This window comes from Streptomyces tyrfis (assembly GCF_037034285.1).
Taxonomy (GTDB): domain Bacteria; phylum Actinomycetota; class Actinomycetes; order Streptomycetales; family Streptomycetaceae; genus Streptomyces.
In genome coordinates this window covers 194212-212193 of record NZ_JBAGJZ010000004.1, presented here as the reverse complement: position 1 = coordinate 212193, position 17982 = coordinate 194212, and the positions used below count along the sequence as shown (strand labels likewise).

Sequence of the window (17982 nt, the reverse complement as noted above, 5' to 3'; positions counted from 1 at the left end):
GCGGATGTGAACGGTCCGCACCCGTGACAGCGGGCATCGTCTCCGTGACCGATCGTGAAACGCTGCTCCGGGCGGCGCGAGATTTATGAACCGTTCAGGTGAGCGGCCGTCCGAACCGCTCCGGCGAGGGCATGGAACAAGGCAACCGAACGGTGTCCGAGCTGGAGCAACTGATGAACGAGAACGTCGACATCCGCGTACCGGTCCTCATCGTGGGCGGCTCCCTGGTGGGCCTCTCCACCTCACTCTTCCTCGGCCGGCTCGGGGTCGAGCATCTGCTGGTCGAGAAGCACCGGGCCACCTCTACGCATCCGCGCGGGCGGGGCAACAACGTGCGCACGATGGAGGTGTTCCGCACGGCCGGCGCCGAGCCCGGCGTCCGGGCGGCCGCGTCGGTGCTCGCCGGGAACCACGGCATCCTGCAGGCCGGTTCGCTCACCGGCGACGACCAGCGGTGGCTGTTCAAGGAGATCGACCCGGGCGGCGGAATCTCCCGGATCAGCCCCACCGGCTGGTGCCTGTGCAGCCAGAACGACCTGGAGCCGGTGCTGCTGGAGCAGGCCCTGGCGCAGGGCGGCGATCTGCGGTTCTCCACCGAGCTGCAGAGCTTCGACCAGGACTCGGCGGGGGTGGACGCGGCGCTCAAGAGCCGGGAGACCGGTGAGCACATCAGTGTGCGCGCGGACTACCTGGTCGCCGCGGACGGGCCGCGCAGCCCCATCCGCGAGCAGCTGCGCATCGGCCGGACGGGGCCCGGCGACCTCTTCCACAACGTCAGCATCACCTTCCGTTCGCGGCGGCTCGCCGAGGTGCTGGGAGACCGCCGCTTCATCGTCTGCTACCTCACCAACCCCGAGGCGGACGGCGCGCTGCTGCCGGTGGACAACGAGAAGGACTGGGTGTTCCACGCGCCGTGGCAGCCCGGCGACGGCGAGACCCTGGAGGACTTCACCGACGAGCGGTGCGCCGCGCACATCCGCGCCGCGGTCGGAGCCCCGGACATCGACGTCGAGATCACCGGCAAGGCGCCGTGGCACGCGGCCGAGCGGGTCGCGGAGCGGTACAGGTCCGGCCGGGTGTTCCTCGCCGGGGACTCGGCCCACGAGATGTCGCCCACCGGGGCGTTCGGCTCCAACACCGGCATCCAGGACGCGCACAACCTGGCCTGGAAGCTGGCCGCCGTGCTGAAGGGCGAGGCGGGTCCGGGGCTGCTGGACACCTACGAGGCGGAGCGGCTGCCGGTGGCGCGGGCCACGAGCGCGCGCGCCTCGGCGCGTTCCGGCGAGCACAGCCACCCGGGGTACTCGGCGGCCCCCGGCGTGGGCGGCGGCCGGCAGGCCGGGATGCTCGCGGTGGCGCTGGGCTACCAGTACGTCCGGGGCGCCGTGCTGGGCACCGACCCGCATCAGCCGGTGGTGCCGGAGGCGGTGCTGCTGGACGGGCGGCCCGGCAGCCGGGCGCCGCATCTGTGGGTGCGCCGGGCCGGGGCGCGCCTCTCGACGCTGGATCTGTACGAGGACACCTTCGTGCTCCTCACCGACGGCGGGGACACGGCCTGGCGGCGGGCTGCCGGGCGGGTCGCCGCCCGGCTGTCGGTGCGGCTGCCGGTGTACGGCTTCGGCCCGGGCGCCGACCTGGAGCCGGAGGACGGGGCCCACTGGGCCGAGGTCCACGGCACGAATTCCGCGGGCGCCGTGCTGGTGCGCCCCGACGGCTTCGTGGCCTGGCGTTCGAAGGGCGCGGTGGCCGACGCCGAGGCCACTCTTCACGAGGTGCTGCGGTCCCTGCTGCACCGGTCCTGATCCCGCGGCGGTCGCCATGCGGCGGGACGGACGGGCGACGGGACGAGGGGCGACGCGGACGAGCCGTGCCGCCCCTCTTGCCATGGGGCCGGACCTCCTGAATTACTGCTTCCGAACGATCCGACCGAATGATCGGTCGCCTGCTCGGGAGAGGGAGATCCGGATGACGTCCCTGCTGGACTCGGCGGAACGGCTGGACCGGGACGAGCTGGAGGCACTCCAGCTGGAACGGTTGCGCACCACGCTGCGCCATGTGTACGAGAACGTCGGCCACTACCGGGCCGCGTTCGACGCGGCCGGGGTGCGCCCGGACGACTGCCGCGCCCTCGCCGACCTCGCCCGTTTCCCGTTCACCGCCAAGGCAGATCTGCGGGACAACTACCCCTTCGGCATGTTCGCGGTCCCCGAGGAGCGGGTGCGCCGGATCCACGCCTCCAGCGGCACGACGGGCCGTCCTACCGTCGTCGGCTACACCAGCCGGGACCTGGACATCTGGGCGGACGTGGTCGCCCGCTCGATCCGGGCGGCCGGCGGCCGTCCCGGGCAGAAGATCCATGTGGCGTACGGATACGGGCTGTTCACCGGCGGACTGGGCGCGCACTACGGGGCGGAGCGGCTCGGCTGCACGGTCATCCCCGCGTCCGGCGGCATGACGGCACGTCAGGTGCGGCTGATCCAGGACTTCCGGCCCGAGATCATCATGGTGACGCCGTCGTACATGCTGACGCTCCTCGACGAGTTCGAGCGCCAGGGCGTCGACCCCCGGACCACGTCCCTGCGCACCGGGATCTTCGGGGCCGAGCCGTGGACGGAGGAGATGCGGCGCGAGATCGAGGAGCGGTTCGCGATCGACGCGGTCGACATCTACGGCCTGTCGGAGGTCATGGGGCCCGGCGTCGCGCAGGAGTGCGTGGAGACCAAGGACGGGCTGCACGTCTGGGAGGACCACTTCTACCCGGAGGTCGTCGACCCGTTCACCGGGGAGGTCCTGCCGGAGGGCGAGAAGGGCGAGCTGGTCCTCACCTCGCTCACCAAGGAGGCCATGCCGGTGATCCGCTACCGGACGCGGGACCTGACCCGGCTGCTGCCGGGCACGGCGCGGGTGTTCCGGCGGATGGAGAAGGTGACCGGGCGCAGCGACGACCTGGTGATCCTGCGCGGGGTGAACCTGTTCCCGACGCAGATCGAGGAGATCGTGCTGCGGACGCCGGGGGTGGCGCCGCACTTCCAGCTGCGGCTGACCCGCGAGGGCCGGCTGGACGCCCTGACGGTACGGGCGGAGGCCCGGGCGGACGCCGGCCCCGAGCGGCGGGCGGCCGCCGCGGCGTCGATCGCGGCGGCCGTCAAGGACGGGATCGGGGTGTCGGTCGGGGTCGAGATCGTCGATCCCGAAACGCTGGAGCGGTCGGTCGGCAAGTTCCGGCGGATCGTGGACGAGCGCGGCGGCCGGTAGAAGGGGTCACGGCGCGGTCTGTGCGAGCCGGTCGCGCAGCTCCCGCTTGAGGATCTTTCCGCTGGCGTTGCGCGGCAGCTCGTCCACGAGGACGACCCGCTTCGGGGCCTTGAAGTGGGCGAGCCGTTCGCGTGCGTGGTCGATGAGTTCGGCCGGGGTCGCTTCGCCGCGCAGCACCACCACGGCCGTCACCGCCTCGATCCAGCGCTCGTCGGGCAGCCCGATCACGGCTGCCTCGGCGACGGCGGGGTGGGTGTGGAGAACGTCCTCGACCTGGCGGGAGGCGACGAGCACGCCGCCCGAGTTGATGACGTCCTTGACCCGGTCGACGACCGTGAGGAAGCCCTCCGCGTCGCGCACGGCCAGGTCCCCGGAGTGGAACCAGCCGCCGCGGAAGGCCGCGGCGGTCTCCTCCGGCCTGTCCCAGTACCCCTGGCACAACTGCGGTGAGCGGTAGACGACTTCGCCGGGCGTGCCGTCGGGAACCTCCTCGCCGTCCTCGTCGACGACCCGGGCCTCGACGAACAGGACGGGCCGGCCGCAGGAGTCCATCCGGCCCTCGTGCTCGTCCGGTCCCAGGACCATGGCGAGCGGTCCGATCTCGCTCTGCCCGAAGCAGTTGTAGAACGCCAGGCCGGGCAGCCTCTCGCGGAGCCGCTCCAGCACGGGTACGGGCATCACCGACGCGCCGTAGTACGCCTTGCGCAGGCCGCCGAGGTCCCGGGTGGCGAGTCCGGGGTGCCGGGAGACGGCGATCCAGACGGTCGGCGGCGCGAAGAGGCTGTCGGCCCGCCCGGTCTCGATCAGGTCGAGGATCCGGTCCACGTCGGGGGCGTCGAGAACGGTGTTCCGCGCGCCGACGGCGAGGTAGGGCAGCAGGAAGACGTGCATCTGCGCGGAGTGGTAGAGCGGCAGCGAGTGGACGGGGCGGTCGGCGGCGCGCAGGTCGAGGGCCGTGATCGCGCTGACGTACTCGTGGACGAGCGCGCCGTGGGTCATCATCGCGCCCTTGGGGAGCGCGGTGGTGCCCGAGGTGTAGAGGAGCTGGACCAGGTCCCCGGCGTCCGGCCGGCGTTCCGGGGCGAAGGGGCGCGGGACGGCGAGGGCGTCGAGCAGGGAGCCCGGCGCGTCGCGCAGCGGCCGTGCGGCGACCCCGTCCGGTACGCGGCCGGCGAGGTCCGGGTCGGTGAGCACGAGGGAGCTGCCGGACTGCTCCAGGATGTACCGGAGGTCGTCGCCGGCGAGGTTCTGGTTGACCGGAACGTGCACCAGTCCCGCGCGGGCGCAGCCGAGGAAGGCGATCAGGTACGCGTCGGAGTTGTGCGCGTAGCAGGCGACCCGGTCGCCGGGGCGCAGCCGGTGCTCGTCGGTGAGGACCGCCGCCGCCGTGCTGACGGCGGCGTCGAGTTCCGCGTAGGTCCAGGTCCGTCGCGCGTAGGCGAGGGCGGTGCGTCCGGGGGTGCGGCGGGCGCTGCGGGCCACGACGCCGTCGACTGTGCTGCTTCGTACACCGGTCATGGCGTGATCCTGTGCGGCCGGGTCCCCGCGGTCAAGGGGTGGGACGGCGAAGGGGACGGCCGCCGGGCGGGGGGCGGCGGTCCCCTCGGCGGCCGGTTCAGCGGTCGGCGACGCGGGTGCGGGCGGCGAGGAGCGCGGCCGCGACGCAGGGCGCCAGCAGCAGCACGAACGCGGCGAGGTACCCGACGTGACCGGCGGCCCCGGCGCCCAGGCAGAGGTTGAACAGGGCGGAGGCGCCCGCCAGCACGACGGTCTGGCCGAGGTTCTGGTTGGTCTGCATGGCGCTGCTGGCGTAGCCCTGCCGCCCGGCCGGGGCATGGGACAGCGACAGCACCGTGAGGGCAGGCGCCATCATGCCCATGCCGACGGACGCGACGATCATGGACGACGCGGCGACGTACGACGGCAGCGCGGGCAGGGTCCCGACGGCGGCGACGACGACGGCCGCCACGAGGATCAGCCCGCCGGCCACGACCGTGCGGTGCCGGGGCAGTCCCTCCAGCAGACGGCCCTGCACCCAGGACGCCGCGGCCCACGTCACGGCCGCGCCGGTGAAGACCGCCCCGATCGACACGGGAGCCACGCCCCGCTCGGTGACCAGCAGCAGCGGCACGAGCGCCTCCAGCGTGAAGAACACTCCGGAACCCAGGCCGCGCAGCAGCACCGTGACCGGCAGTCCGCGCGCGGCGCGCCAGGTGCCCGCCGGCAGGATCCGCGGCGCGAACACCACGATCAGGGCGAGCCCGCCCGCGGCGAAGAGCAGATGACGCGCGTCCGTGCCCGAGACGCCGAACTGCCCCGCCGCCGCGCCCACGCTCACCGCCAGCGCGATCAGCGGGGAGGGAAGCGGCGGGCCGTCCGCCGTCCGCTCGGGCGCGACGGACCGGGAACGGCGGCGCAGCACGGCCAGGACCGCCAGCGCGGGCAGTGCGGTCAGCGCGGCCAGCCCGTGGAAGACCGCGCGCCACGACCACCATTCGGCCACCAGCCCGGCCAGCGGGGGGCCGATCAGCGAGGGGACGACCCAGCAGGTGCTCATCAGCGCCAGCATGCGCGGGCGCAGCCGGTCGGGGTAGGACTGCCCGATGGCGGCGTTGATCGCCACCATGATCATTCCGCCTGCCAGGCCGTCCAGGAAGCGCCCGGCCACCAGGTGCCAGACAGTGGTGCCGGCGCCGCAGACCACCAGGGTGGCCACCGCCAGGGCCAGTCCCGCCGCCAGCGGCCGCTGTGCGCCGGACCGGTCCGCCCACCGGCCTCCCAGCACCCCGCCGAGCATTCCGGCCGCCACGAAGCTTCCGGCGACCAGCGGGAAGAGCGACACCCCGTCCAGGTCCTGGGCGGCCGTGGGCAGGGTGGGCACCACGGCGAGCGCGGCGAGCCCGGTCAGGAACATGACCGCGACGAAACTCGTCGTGGTGGCCGCGTGGGTCCGGGAGAACAGCCCCTCGGCGGACGCGGAGGGCGCAGGCGGGAGGCCGGGGGCCCCGGCCCTCCCCGCCGGTCCGGCCGTCCGGGTCCCGCTCGTCCCGGCCGCCTCGCCGGTGGTGCCGGGTCCCGCGGCCGGGACATCGCCGACGTCCGCCGCCGTGGCGGGAGTTGTGCGGGGCGAGTCGTCGGGGGCGCGCTGGGGGGCGTCGGTCACGAGCGCCCAACGTACGGGGCCGCACCTCCGCCCGCCACTCGTTTTCCGGCGGCCGCGCGCGGTGCGGGCGGCGTCAGAGCACCAGGGCCAGCACGGTCGCCGTGACCACGGCGAACAGCGCTCCCGCGCCGGTGACCAGGGCTCCGGCGTGGCGCATGGCGAACGACGGGGCGCGGGTCGTCGCGGCCTGCGGGTCGTGGGCGCCGTAATACACCGTCACGACGTCGCCCTCGGCGGCCCCGACGCGGTCCCGGAGCTCCTCGAAGGCGACGGCGCGTCCGTCGGCGGTGCGGAACTCCAGGGTCGGGCAGGTGCGGACGAACGGCACTCCGTCCGCGTCCTGCCCCTCCTCGGTGCGCACCCCGGTGCAGCGCGCCTCGGCCGTGAGACCGCCCGCCCACGCGGCCCGCAGCCTCGGCGCCCCGAGCTGCCGGTCCAGCATCCGGCCGAAGACGGCGGCCGCTCCCGCGGCGAGGACGAAGTACACGACGGCGATGACCACGGTTCCCCCGGAACGCTGTCGGGCGCCGGCGCCCCGGCATCCGAATCCCTGTACGGACACACCATGATTCCGTGTGCCCCGTCCGGTCGGCAAGGAACGCCGAAGACCGCCCGCGGGCTTCGCCCGACGCCCTCCCGCGGGGGTCACACGGACCCGCGCCCCTCCCAGTACGGGTCCCGCAGCCGCCGTTTGTAGAGCTTGCCGTTGGGGTCGCGGGGCATCGTCGCGATGAAGTCGACGCTCCGGGGGAGCTTGTACCCGGCGAGGCGCTGCTCGCAGTGGCGCAGGACCGCCGCCGCGAGGGCGTCCCCCGGCTCGTGTCCCGGGGCCGGTTCGACGACGGCCTTGACCTCTTCGCCCCAGTCGGGGTGCGGGACGCCGAAGACGGCGGCGTCCGCGACGGCGGGGTGCGCGAGGAGGACGCCCTCGATCTCGGCGGGATAGATGTTGACCCCGCCGGAGATGATCATGTCGATCTTGCGGTCGCGGAGGAAGAGACAGCCGTCCTCGTCGAGGATGCCGAGGTCGCCGACGGTGAAGAAGTCGCCGATGCGGTTCTTCTCCGTCTTGGCCTCGTCCCCGTGGTAGCGGAAGCCCCCGGTGGTCATCCGCATGTAGACGGTGCCGAGCCGGCCGGGCGGCAGGCGCTCGCCGTCGTCGTCGAAGACGGCGAGTTCGCTGATCGGCCAGGCCCTGCCGACGGTGCCCGGCTTCTTCAGCCAGTCCTCGGCGGTCGCGAAGGCGCCGCCGCCCTCGCTGGCGGCGTAGTACTCCTCGACGCACCTCCCCCACCAGTCGATCATGGCGCGCTTGACGTGCTCCGGGCAGGGCGCGGCGCCGTGGACGGCGTGGCGCATGGAGCCGACGTCGTACCGCCGCTTCACCTCGTCGGGGAGGGCCAGCAGGCGGTGGAACTGGGTCGGGACCATGTGGGTGTGGGTGCAGCGGTGGGCGTCGATCAGCCGCAGCATCTCCTCGGGCGCCCACTTGTCCATGAGGACGAGCCGGTGCCCGATGTGCAGGGACGCCGCGGCGAACTGGAGGACGGCGGTGTGGTATAGCGGCGAGCACACCAGATGGACGTTGTCGTCGAAGGGCCGGATGCCGAAGATGCCGAGGAAGCCGCCGAGATGGCTCTCCTCGGGGAGCCGGCCGGGAAGGGGGCGGCGGATGCCGCGCGGCCGGCCGGTGGTGCCGGAGGTGTAGTTCATGACCCAGCCGAGGGTGCGGTCCCCGGGCGGGGCGCCGGGCCGTCCGTCGAGGAGTTCGCCGTACGGGCGGAAGCCGTCGACCGCGCCCACGGCGTAGCGGCGGTCGGCGGGGAAGCCCGCCTCGTCGGCGGCGGCGATCGCCGCGGACGCGAACCGCTCGTGGACGATGAGCGCCTTGGCGCCGGAGTCGGAGACGATCCAGGCGATCTCGGGTCCGACGAAGTGGTGGTTGACGGGGACGAGGTAGAAGCCCGCCTGCGCGGCGGCGAGGTAGGCGGTGAAGAACTCGACGCCGTTGGGCAGGACGACCGCGAAGGCGTCGCCGCGCCGCAGCCCGGCCGCGCGCAGCCCGTGGACCATGCGGTTGGCCTCGGTGTGCAGCCGCCCGGCCGTCCACGCCTCGCCGTCGGGCGCGATCAGCGCCGTGCGGTCGGGGTCGGCCGCGGCCTGGGCCCAGAAGCCGTTGGGCGCCCGGTTCATGAGGCGCTCCGTCCGGCGATGCGGTTGATCCGGTCCACGGCGCGTTCGAAGCCCCGGGTCAGGTCGTCGAACACGGCCTGGACGCCGCGTTCGCTGGTCATCCGGCCGACGATCTGGCCGACGGGCGTGCCGAGCAGTGCGCCGGTCTCGTACTTCTGGATGCGGGACAGCGCCTCGGCGACCAGCAGGCCCTGGAGCGGCATGGGCAGGGCGCCGGGGCCCTCCGGGTCGTCCCAGGCGTCGGTCCACTCGGTGCGGAGCTGGCGCGCGGGTTTGCCGGTGAGGGCGCGGGAGCGGACGGTGTCGCCGGAGCCCGCGGCGAGGAGCTTGCGGGTCAGGGCCGGGGAGTGGAGGTCGGCCTCCTCGGTGGTCAGCCACAGGGAGCCGAGCCAGACGCCCTGGGCGCCGAGGGCGAGCCCGGCGGCGATCTGCTCTCCGCTGCCGATGCCGCCGGCGGCGAGCACGGGGAGCGGGTCCACCGCGTCGACCACCTCCGGGACCAGGACCATGGAGGCGATCTCACCGGTGTGGCCGCCGGCCTCGTATCCCTGGGCGACGACGACGTCGATGCCCGCGTCCGCGTGGCGGCGGGCGTGCCGGGCGCTTCCGGCGAGCGCGGCGACGAGGACGCCCTGGTCGTGGGCGCGCCGCACGACGTCGGCGGGCGGCGGTCCGAGGGCGTTGGCGATCAGTTTGACGGGGTAGTCGAAGGCGACGTCGAGCTGGGTGCGGGCGACGTCCTCCATCCACCCCGTGATGCGCCAGCCGGACGCCTCGCCGTCGGCGAGCTCCGGCACCCCGTGCCCGGCCAGGGTGTCCCGGACGAACTGCCGGTGCCCGTCCGGGATCATCGCCTCGACGTCGGCCTCGGTGACCCCCTCCACCTTCTTCGCGGGCATGACGACGTCGAGGCCGTACGGCTTGCCGTCGGTGTGGTCCTGCATCCAGTCGAGGTCGCGCGCGAGCGCGTCGGGGGCGGTGTAGCGGACCGCGCCGAGCACGCCGAACCCCCCGGCCCGGGTGATGGCGGCGGCCACCGCGGGGAAGGGCGTGAAGCCGAAGATGGCGTGCTCGACTCCCAGTTTCTTGCTCAGCTCCGTCTCCATGGGGCGCAGGATGCCGCAGCCCGACGGCCGAGGGAAGAGATTTTCTGATGCAGTGTCAGATTCTTTGTGGCGTCGGGGGCCTCCGCGACGGCGGGGGTGACAGTAACCTCTGCGACGGAAGGAAGTTTCACCATCGGACGTGATTTCGAAAATTACTTTCACGCGGCGGGAAGGGGTTCCGGATGACCAAGGACGCGGCGGGCGGCAGAGGGATCAGCCGGCGCAGGCTGGGCGGTGGGATGCTGGCTCTGGGCGGGGCGCTCGCCCTGGCGCCGGTTCCGTTCGCGGAGCCGGCGTCGGCCATGGAGTCGGGAGCGGGGTCGGGTGTGCGCACGGGATCCGGGACGGGCGCGGCGACCGGGCGCGGCCGTCCGACGCTGCGGCGCGGATCCGCCGCGCGCGCCGGTCTGTCGCAGGAGCCCCTGGACCAACTGGTCGCGGACGCCGAGAAGTTCCTCTCCGCCTCCCCCGCGCACCCCTGGTACGCCGGCGCGGTGCTGCTCGCCGGGCGGGGCGGCACGGTGGCGTTGCACCGCCCGATCGGCAAGGCGGTGCGCTACTCCGCGTACGACGAGAAGACGGACACCGGGGTGGAGTTCCCGCCCGGGCGGCAGATCGACATGGCCGAGGACACGGTCTTCGACCTGGCGTCGGTGTCCAAGCTGTTCACCTCGATCCTGGCCGTGCAGCAGATCGAGCGCGGGGCCCTGGGGCTGGAGGCGAGGGTCGCCTCGTATCTTCCGGACTTCGCGCGCGCCGGCAAGCAGGACATCACGATCCGTCAGCTGCTCACGCACACCTCGGGGTTCCGGTCGTGGATTCCGCTGTACCGGGCGGACACCCGGGAGGGAAAGCTGGAGCTGCTGTGGAACGAGGCTCCGGTCGGCCCGCCCGGCACGGCGTATCTCTACTCCGACCTCAACCTGATCTCGTTGCAACTGGTGCTGGAGAAGATCACCGGCCGTGCGCTGGACGTCCTGCTCCGCGAGGAGATCACCGCTCCGCTCGGGATGCGCCGCACCCGGTACAACCCTCCGGCCTCCTGGAAGCCGAAGATCGCGGCGACCGAGGACGCCCGGCCCCCGTGGTCCGGGCTCGACCGCGGGCTGGTCTGGGGCCAGGTGCACGACGAGAACGCGTACAGCCTGGACGGCGTGGCGGGGCACGCCGGGGTCTTCTCCTGTGCCTGGGACCTCGCGGTCCTCGCCCGCACGCTGCTCAACGGCGGGGTCTACGGCCGCGCCAGGATCCTCTCCGACGCGTCGGTGGACCTGCTGTTCACCGACTTCAACACGGCCTTCCCGGGCGATGCGCACGGGCTCGGGTTCGAGCTCTGCCAGCACTGGTACATGGGCGCGATGGCGACCCCGCGCACGGCGGGACACACGGGCTTCACCGGCACCAGCCTGGTCCTGGACCCGACGACCGACTCGTTCCTGATCGTGCTGGGCAACTCCGTGCATCCGGTGCGCAACTGGCGTTCCGGCAGCGCCCCCCGGGTGGCCGCCGCCGACCGGATGGCACGCGCCGTCGCGGTCCGTCCCGTCCGGGGACGCACGGCGTGGTTCTCGGGGATGGCGAGCGCCGCCACGGCCACGCTGACCCTGCCCGCGCTGCGGATCGCCTCGTCGCGGGCCCGGCTGGGCGCGGCCCTGTGGTGGGACACCGAGCCCGGGTCCGACTTCGTCTTCCTGGAGGCGTCGGCGGACGCGGGGGCGACCTGGCAGCCGGTGCCGTTCACCACCTCGCCGTGGCACGGGCACGGCCGCCCGGAGCCCGAACCGCGTCCGACGGGCTCGGTCTCCGGCTGGTCCGGCCGGGTCTGGCACCGGCTCGACGCCGACCTCGCCGCGTGGCGCGGCAAGGAGGTGCGGCTGCGCTGGCGGTACACCACGGACCAGTTGTACGTGGGACGCGGGGCGTATGTGAACGCGGTCCGGGTCGAGGACGGCGGCCGGGCGGTCTTCGACGAGAGCCGGCCCGCCGACGCGGCACGCGTCGAGGCGGTGGGCTGGACGGCCTCGGCGGACTGACCGGACGGCGGTGCGGTCCGCGTCCGGCCGGCGGGCCGCCCCCACCGCGTGGCGGCCGCGCGGCCGGGTGCGGGAGGATGCTCCGATGACCTCCCCGCCGCAGAACTGGACGCGTGCCCGACGCCTCGACGCCGACCGCCTGGCCGAGGAGCTGTACGCCGGAACGGGCCTCCGGCTGACGGTGGAGGGGGCCTGTGCCGGCGGCGAGGTGGGCGCCGCGTACGTGCGATGGCCGGACGGCCGGCGGTCCGTGCTGAAGCACCGGCCGGACACCCTGGTCGAGGAGCTCCGGGCGGGGCCGCTGGCGGTCTGCGAGACACTCCGCGAGCGCGGGTACCCCTGCCCCGCGACGGAGGCGGCGGTCCAGGTGGGCGACGCGGCGGTCCTGGTCCAGGAGCTCCTGCCGGGCACACCGGCGGCACGTCTGGACCACGCGGGACTGGACCGGGCCCTCGAACTCAACGAGGCGCAGGCGGGGCTGCTGGCCGGCCGGGCGGACATCCCGGCGATGCCCCTGCATCTGCTCGACGACGGCCCCGGCTACTGTCTTCACGAGCCGCTGCGCCGGCACAGCCGGCGCAGCGGTGACCTGGAGCGCCGGGTCGCAGCGGTCGGCGCCGCCGCTCCCCCTCGGCTGGGCGGCCGGGACGCGGTGCACCACGACTTCCACCACGGCAATCTCCTCCTGACCGGCGGTTCGGTCACCGGTGTCGTCGACTGGGACGGCGCCTGCCGGGGGGACCGCCGCTTCGATCTGGTCACCCTGCGCTTCGGCCTGCACGCCGACGAGCAGACCCCCGGGGTCGTCGAGCGCCTCGACGAGGTGCTGGACGGCCTGCCGGACGACGTCCTGCGCCTCGCGTGGGCGCACATGAGCCTGCGGATGGCCGACTGGGCGATCAGGCACTTCGCGCCCGGCGACGTGGAGCACTGGCTCGACCTCGCCGAGCAACGCCTGTGACGGGGACGCGTGTCGACGCGCGCGGCTCCGGGCCGGCCGGAGGGGACGCGTGAACGCCGCCGCCGAACAGGCCGGGGCGCGCCCCGGCGGTGCGCCCCGGCGGGCCGGCGTGCGCGCCTTCGGGCTCAGTAGGTGTGGTCGGCGGTGACGTCCGCGGAGAGGTGGAGGGTCCGTTCCGCCGCCCCGGCGCGCAGGGCGAGCAGGGTCTGGGTCAGGGCGTCCACGGCGACGAGGTGGGCGATGCGGCTGGCCGTGGTCTCCAGCCCGAAGACGAGGTCCTGCCCGCCCGCGACGAGGGTGTGGGCGCAGAGCTCGCTCAGGGGCGACTGGGCGTAACTGGTGAGGCCGACGACCTCGGCGCCGGCGTCGCGGGCACGGCGGGCGTTGTCGACGGTGCTGCGGGTGGCCCCGGTGTGACTGAGCGCCAGACATGCCCCTCCCGGGGGGAGTTGGGCGGCCGCGAGCTGGGCGGTGAGGGGGTCGGCGGGCGCGTCGACGACGCAGCCGAGGGCGCGCAGCCGGTAGGCGGCGTCGGTGGCCACGGCGGCCGAGAGACCCGCGGCGGCGACCACCACGCGCGGCGCGGCGTCCAGGGCGGCGGCGGCTCCGCGCAGCCGGTCGGCGGTGAGCGTGGCGGCGAGGTCGTCGAGGGCCTCGCGGGAGGCGTGGACCGTGTCCGCCAGGGCGCGGGCGGCCGGGTCGTCGGACGACTCCGGCGGCGGCTCGGGGGCGGGCTCCTGGCGCGCCGCCGCGATCTTCAGCTCCTGGTAGCCGCGGAAGCCGAGGCGCTGGCAGGCGCGGACGACCGAGGACGGCGCCGTGCCGGCCAGGGCGGCGACGTCGCTGACGCTGAGGCGGACCAGGGCGGCTGGTGATCTCCGCCGGCCTGGCCGGTCTGGCGTTCGCGGACGGGTGGCCCGGGCGCGCACAGCTGCCCGCGCTCATGGCGGCGCTGGCCACCGGAGCGGTCATCGCCGGTTACACCGTCGTCGACGGCACCGGGGTCCACCGTTCCCAGACCGTCATCGGCTACATCGCCTGGCTCTTCCTGTGCCAGGGCCCGATCCTGCCGCTGCTGGCGTTCGCCCGGCGCGGCCGCGCGCTGTTCGCGCAGCTCGGGCCCGGCCTCGGGACCGGACTGACCGGCGGCGTCATCTCGCTGATCGCCTACGGTCTCGTCATCTGGGCGCAGGCCCACGGCGATCTCGCGACCGTCGCGGCACTGCGCGAGACCAGCATCCTCATCGCGGCGCTGATCGCCACGCTCCTCTTCCGCGAACCGTTCGGCCGGCTGCGCCTCACCGCGGGCGCGGCCGTCCTCGCGGGCATCGTGATGCTGGAGCTCGCCCACGCCTGACGACGGACGGCCGGAGGCGTCAGCGTCCCAGTGCCGCCATCGCGGCGTTGTGACCGGGCACCCCGCTGACCCCGCCGCCGCGCACCGCGCCCGCCCCGCACAGCAGCACGTTGGCGTGGGCGGTCTCCACGCCCCACCGTCCGGTGGTCTCCGTGGCGTACGGGAAGGCGAGGTCGCGGTGGAAGATGTGACCGCCGGGCAGTCCCAGTTCCCGTTCCAGGTCGAGCGGTGTCTTCGCCTCGATGCACGGCTCGCCGTTCTCGTCGACGGCCAGGCAGTCCGCGATCGGCTCCTCCAGGTGGGCGTCGAGCCGGGCGAGCGTGGCGGCCAGCAGCCGGGCGCGCGCCGCCGCGTTGTCGGCGGCGAACAGCCGAGCGGGGGCGTGCAGTCCGAAGAGGGTGAGGGTGTGGTGGCCGCTCGCGGCGAGCCCGGGGCCGAGGATCGACGGGTCGGTCAGCGAGTGGCAGTAGATCTCGGACGGCGGGGCGGCCGGGAGCCGGCCGGCCGCCGCCTCCCGGTAGGCGTCCGCGAGCTGCCCGTAGCCCTCGGCGATGTGGAACGTTCCGGCGAACGCCTCGTGCGGGTCGACGGAGCGGTCGCGCAGCCGGGGCAGCCGGGTGAGGAGCATGTTCACCTTCAGCTGCGCGCCCTCGGCCGGGGCGGGCGGCTCCTCGCCGAGCAGGGTCGCGAGCGCCTGCGGCGAGGCGTTCACGAGGACCCGGCGGGCCGCGACGACGCGTTCCGCCCCGGGGGAGCGGACGGTGACCTCGGCGCGCTTCCCGTCGGTCTCGATCCGGGTCGCCTCGTGCCGGACCCGGATCTCCGCCCCGGCCGCGCGGGCCGCCCGGGCGAGGGCGTCGGTGAGCGCGCCCATGCCGCCGACCGGGACGTCCCAGTCGCCGGTGCCGCCGCCGATGACGTGGTAGAGGAAGCAGCGGTTCTGACGCAGCGACGGATCGTGCGCGTCGGCGAAGGTGCCGATCAGGGCGTCGGTCAGCACGATCCCGCGCACGAGGTCGTCCTCGAAGTACCGCTCGACGGCCGCTCCGAGGGGCTCCTCGAACAGGGCCCGCCACGCCTCCGGGTGGCCGATCCGTTCGCGCAGCGCGTCCCGGGCGGGCAGGGGCTCGGTGAGCGTCGGGAAGACCCGCTCGGCGACGTGCCGCGTCATGTCATGAAACCGCCGCCAGGCCGTGTGCTCCCGGTCCGATCCGGTGAGCGCGGCGAGGGAGTCCCGGGTGCGGTTCTCCCCGATCAGCAGCCCGGTGGGCCGCCCGTCGCGCACGGTCGGGGTGTACGAGGACACCGTCCGTCCGCGCACGGCGAAGTCCAGGCCGAGGTCGCGGACGATCTTCCGGGGCAGCAGGGACACCAGGTACGAGTAGCGCGACAGGCGGGCGTCGACCCCGGCGAAGGGCCGGGTGGAGACGGCCGCTCCCCCGGTGGCGGCGAGGCGTTCCAGGACCAGGACGGACTGTCCGGCGCGGGCGAGGTAGGCGGCGGCGACCAGGCCGTTGTGGCCGCCGCCCACGATCACCGCGTCATAGCTGTCGGATGCGGGCATGCCCCTTCGTAGCACGGGGTGTTCACACGCGGCCAGAGGCGGTGGGGTCCGGGCCGCCCGGCGGCCCGCCGCGCCCGTGGCGCAGTGCGGCGACGCGGCGGTACAGCTCGGCGGCCTCCGTTCCCCGGCCGACCTGCTCCAGGCAGTGCGCCTCGTCGTTGCGGGCCGCGAGGGTGTCGGGGTGGTCGGCGCCGAGGACGCGCTCACGGGCGCGGGCGATCCGGCCGTAGAGCGCGAGGGCCTCGGGCCAGCGGCCGAGCCAGCCGAGGCCGACGGCGACCTCGCGGCGGCTGACCAGGGTGTCGGGGTGGTCGGGGCCCAGGACGCGCTCACGGATCGCGCCGACGTCGCGTGCCTCCGCGAGCGCCTCCTCCCAGCGGGCGAGGCGCCCCAGGTTGACGCCGAGGCCGTGACGGGCGCGGAGCGTCTCGGGGTCGGTGGGGCCGTTCAGCGAGGTCCGGTCGTCGACGAGGGCGCGGTACAGGTCCAGAGCCTCCGCGCTGCGGCCCAGGCGGCCGAGCGCGATGCCGGTCTCGTAGCGGGCGGCCATCGTGTCGGGGTGGGCGGGGCCGAGGGTCCTGGTCCGACCCCGGACGACCTCCTGGCAGGCCCCCAGGGCCTCCGTCCACCGCCCCAGCCGGCCGAGCGCGTACGCCGTCTCGTAGCGGGTGGCCAGGGTGTCGGGGTGGTCGGCGCCGAGCACCCGGGCCCGGGCCGCCGCCACCTCGTGGAACATCCGGTGGGAGTCCGCCAGACGGCCGAGCCGGCCGAGGTTGAAGGCGAGGTTGTGGCGGCAGCGCAGGGTGTCGGGGTGGTCGGGGCCCAGGATCCGTTCCCGGGCGGCGAGGACCGCGGTGTACGCCCCGTGGGCCTCGGCGTGCCGGCCGAGGCGGCCCAGGACGTACGCCGCCTCCTGGCGGGCGGCGAGGGTCTCCGGGTGGTCGGGGCCCAGGACGCGCGCACGGCCGCCGGCGACCCGGTCGAACTCCCGCAGCGCGTCGGCCGGCCTGCCGGTGCGCACGAGGGCGAGGCCGATCTCGTGCCTGCTGGAGAGCGTGTCGGGGTGGTCGGGGCCGAGGGTCCGTTCGCGTTCGGCGGCGACCGCGCGGTGCACCTCGCCGGCCTCCTCCCAGTGGCCGAGCCGGCCCAGGCTGACGCCCGCGCCGTGCCGGCCGGCGAGGACGGAGAGGAGTTCCGTCGACGGGGCCGGCCGCTCCGCCCCGGCCGGTGACGGCCCGCCCGCGACCTGCCACGGGGCCGCGACGGCGGCCCGTTCGGCGTCGAGGGGCCGTCGGCCGGCGCCGGTCCACCTCCCGGTGAGGCCGGCGGAGTGGTCCGGCGGGATGCTCCCGAGCAGGCCGCCGACCGCCTTGTGCCCGGTGGTCATGCCGTGGGCCCAGGCGGGCAGTCCGGGGCCGGGGAGCGTCGGGGGCGGGGAGCTCGGGAGGCGCCCCGCGGACGCGGGACCGGGCTGTTCGCCGGTGCGCCCCGCCACGATCCGCCGCCGCAGGTCGCCCGCGTCGGCGGGCCGCTCCTCCGGGGCCTTGGCCAGCAGGTCCAGGACGACGCGGTCGAAGAACCCGGGGAGTTCGGCCCGGTGGGCGCGCGGCGGCTCGGGGTCGGTGTCGCGGTGCCCGACGAGGACGGCCCAGGTGTCGTCGAGGTCGAACGGCGGCGCCCCGGTGGCGATCTCGTACAGGACGCAGCCCAGTGAGTAGAGGTCGCTGCGGTGGTCGACCTGGCCGCCGCCGATCTGCTCCGGCGACATGTAGTGCGGGGTGCCCATGGCGATGCCGGTGCCGGTGAGCCGCGAGGTGAAGCCGATGTCGCGGCCCAGCCTGGCGATGCCGAAGTCGCAGATCTTCACCGTGCCGTCGGCGAGGCGCATGATGTTGGCGGGCTTGAGGTCGCGGTGCACGATGCCCTGGCGGTGGGTGTATCCGAGGGCGTCGGCGACCTGCTCGGCGATGTCGACGACGTCGGGCACCGGCAGCGGACGCCGCTCGTTCTCCTCCAGGAGCTGGCTGAGGTTCTGGCCGTCGAGGAGTTCCATCACCAGGAAGAGGACGCCGTCGTCCTCGCCGAAGTCATGGACGACGGTGACGCCGCGGTGCTGGAGCGAGGCGGCGACGCGGGCCTCGCGGCGGAAGCGCTCGCGCAGGACCCGGGTGGCCGACTGGTCGTGCTGGGACCCCATCGGCTTGAGGCACTTCACGGCCACCTGACGGCCCAGCGACTCGTCCCGGGCACGCCACACCTCGCCCATGCCCCCGCGCCCGATCAGATCGAGCAGTCGGTACCGGCTCTGGACCAGCCTGGTGTCCGCCATGTCCCGCAGTCGCCCCCGTCG

At 74.6% G+C, this 17982-nt stretch carries 13 protein-coding genes; 5 read left to right on the top strand and 8 right to left on the bottom strand.

The genetic code is table 11. From position 1 onward, the window contains the following. The first annotated feature begins 131 nt into the window (after nt 1–131). Together WA762_RS05205 and paaK are read left to right on the top strand one after the other, a co-directional pair. The gene (locus WA762_RS05205; RefSeq protein WP_443080519.1) at nt 132–1802 is read left to right on the top strand and encodes an FAD-dependent oxidoreductase; all 1671 of its coding nucleotides are present in this window, start codon (nt 132–134) and stop codon (nt 1800–1802) included. A gap of 163 nt (nt 1803–1965) precedes the next feature. Further along, nucleotides 1966–3255, top strand: a complete 1290-nt coding sequence (paaK, locus tag WA762_RS05200) for a phenylacetate--CoA ligase PaaK (RefSeq protein ID WP_335933269.1) — start codon at nt 1966–1968, stop codon at nt 3253–3255. 6 nt (nt 3256–3261) lie between these two features. Here the strand turns inward: paaK and WA762_RS05195 are convergent, their stop codons facing one another. The 5 genes from WA762_RS05195 to WA762_RS05175 all read right to left on the bottom strand — a co-directional run bounded on the left by WA762_RS05195 (nt 3262) and on the right by WA762_RS05175 (nt 9717). Beyond that, nucleotides 3262–4773 (bottom strand): acyl-CoA synthetase, encoded by a 1512-nt coding sequence (locus tag WA762_RS05195; protein ID WP_335933267.1) that lies wholly within the window; start codon nt 4771–4773, stop codon nt 3262–3264. A 97-nt stretch (nt 4774–4870) separates the two neighbouring features. Further along, the gene (locus WA762_RS05190; protein WP_443080518.1) at nt 4871–6169 is read right to left on the bottom strand and encodes an MFS transporter; all 1299 of its coding nucleotides are present in this window, start codon (nt 6167–6169) and stop codon (nt 4871–4873) included. A gap of 322 nt (nt 6170–6491) precedes the next feature. Continuing rightward, on the bottom strand, nt 6492–6980 hold the full coding sequence (locus WA762_RS05185; protein WP_335933266.1) for a DUF3592 domain-containing protein: 489 nt from the start codon (nt 6978–6980) through the stop codon (nt 6492–6494). A gap of 83 nt (nt 6981–7063) precedes the next feature. Beyond that, nucleotides 7064–8611, bottom strand: a complete 1548-nt coding sequence (locus tag WA762_RS05180) for an acyl-CoA synthetase (protein WP_335933264.1) — start codon at nt 8609–8611, stop codon at nt 7064–7066. Further along, complete coding sequence (locus WA762_RS05175) at nt 8608–9717, bottom strand: NAD(P)H-dependent flavin oxidoreductase (protein ID WP_335933262.1); 1110 nt, start codon at nt 9715–9717, stop codon at nt 8608–8610. Before WA762_RS05175 ends, WA762_RS05180 begins: the two co-directional genes overlap by 4 nt. A 182-nt stretch (nt 9718–9899) precedes the next feature. Here WA762_RS05175 and WA762_RS05170 point away from each other — a divergent pair, with 182 nt between their 5' ends. Both WA762_RS05170 and WA762_RS05165 read left to right on the top strand, forming a co-directional pair. Further along, entirely contained in the window at nt 9900–11750 is a 1851-nt protein-coding gene (locus tag WA762_RS05170; RefSeq protein ID WP_335933260.1) for a serine hydrolase, read from the top strand. A gap of 85 nt (nt 11751–11835) precedes the next feature. Then, nucleotides 11836–12711 (top strand): phosphotransferase, encoded by an 876-nt coding sequence (locus WA762_RS05165; protein ID WP_335933259.1) that lies wholly within the window; start codon nt 11836–11838, stop codon nt 12709–12711. Between the two features lie 125 nt (nt 12712–12836). Here the strand turns inward: WA762_RS05165 and WA762_RS05160 are convergent, their stop codons facing one another. After that, the gene (locus WA762_RS05160) at nt 12837–13640 is read right to left on the bottom strand and encodes a MurR/RpiR family transcriptional regulator (RefSeq protein ID WP_335933257.1); all 804 of its coding nucleotides are present in this window, start codon (nt 13638–13640) and stop codon (nt 12837–12839) included. Nucleotides 13641–13654: 14 nt separating this feature from the next. Between WA762_RS05160 and WA762_RS05155 the strand changes: the two genes are divergently transcribed. Then, on the top strand, nt 13655–14068 hold the full coding sequence (locus tag WA762_RS05155) for an EamA family transporter (RefSeq protein WP_335933256.1): 414 nt from the start codon (nt 13655–13657) through the stop codon (nt 14066–14068). Nucleotides 14069–14087: 19 nt separating this feature from the next. Here WA762_RS05155 and WA762_RS05150 read toward each other — a convergent pair whose 3' ends face one another. Both WA762_RS05150 and WA762_RS05145 read right to left on the bottom strand, forming a co-directional pair. Then, on the bottom strand, nt 14088–15632 hold the full coding sequence (locus WA762_RS05150; RefSeq protein WP_335933255.1) for a phytoene desaturase family protein: 1545 nt from the start codon (nt 15630–15632) through the stop codon (nt 14088–14090). 22 nt (nt 15633–15654) lie between these two features. Then, nucleotides 15655–17961 carry a serine/threonine-protein kinase gene (locus tag WA762_RS05145; protein WP_335933254.1) on the bottom strand — a complete coding sequence of 769 codons (2307 nt, stop codon included), beginning with the start codon at nt 17959–17961 and terminating at the stop codon, nt 15655–15657. Nucleotides 17962–17982 lie beyond the last annotated feature (21 nt).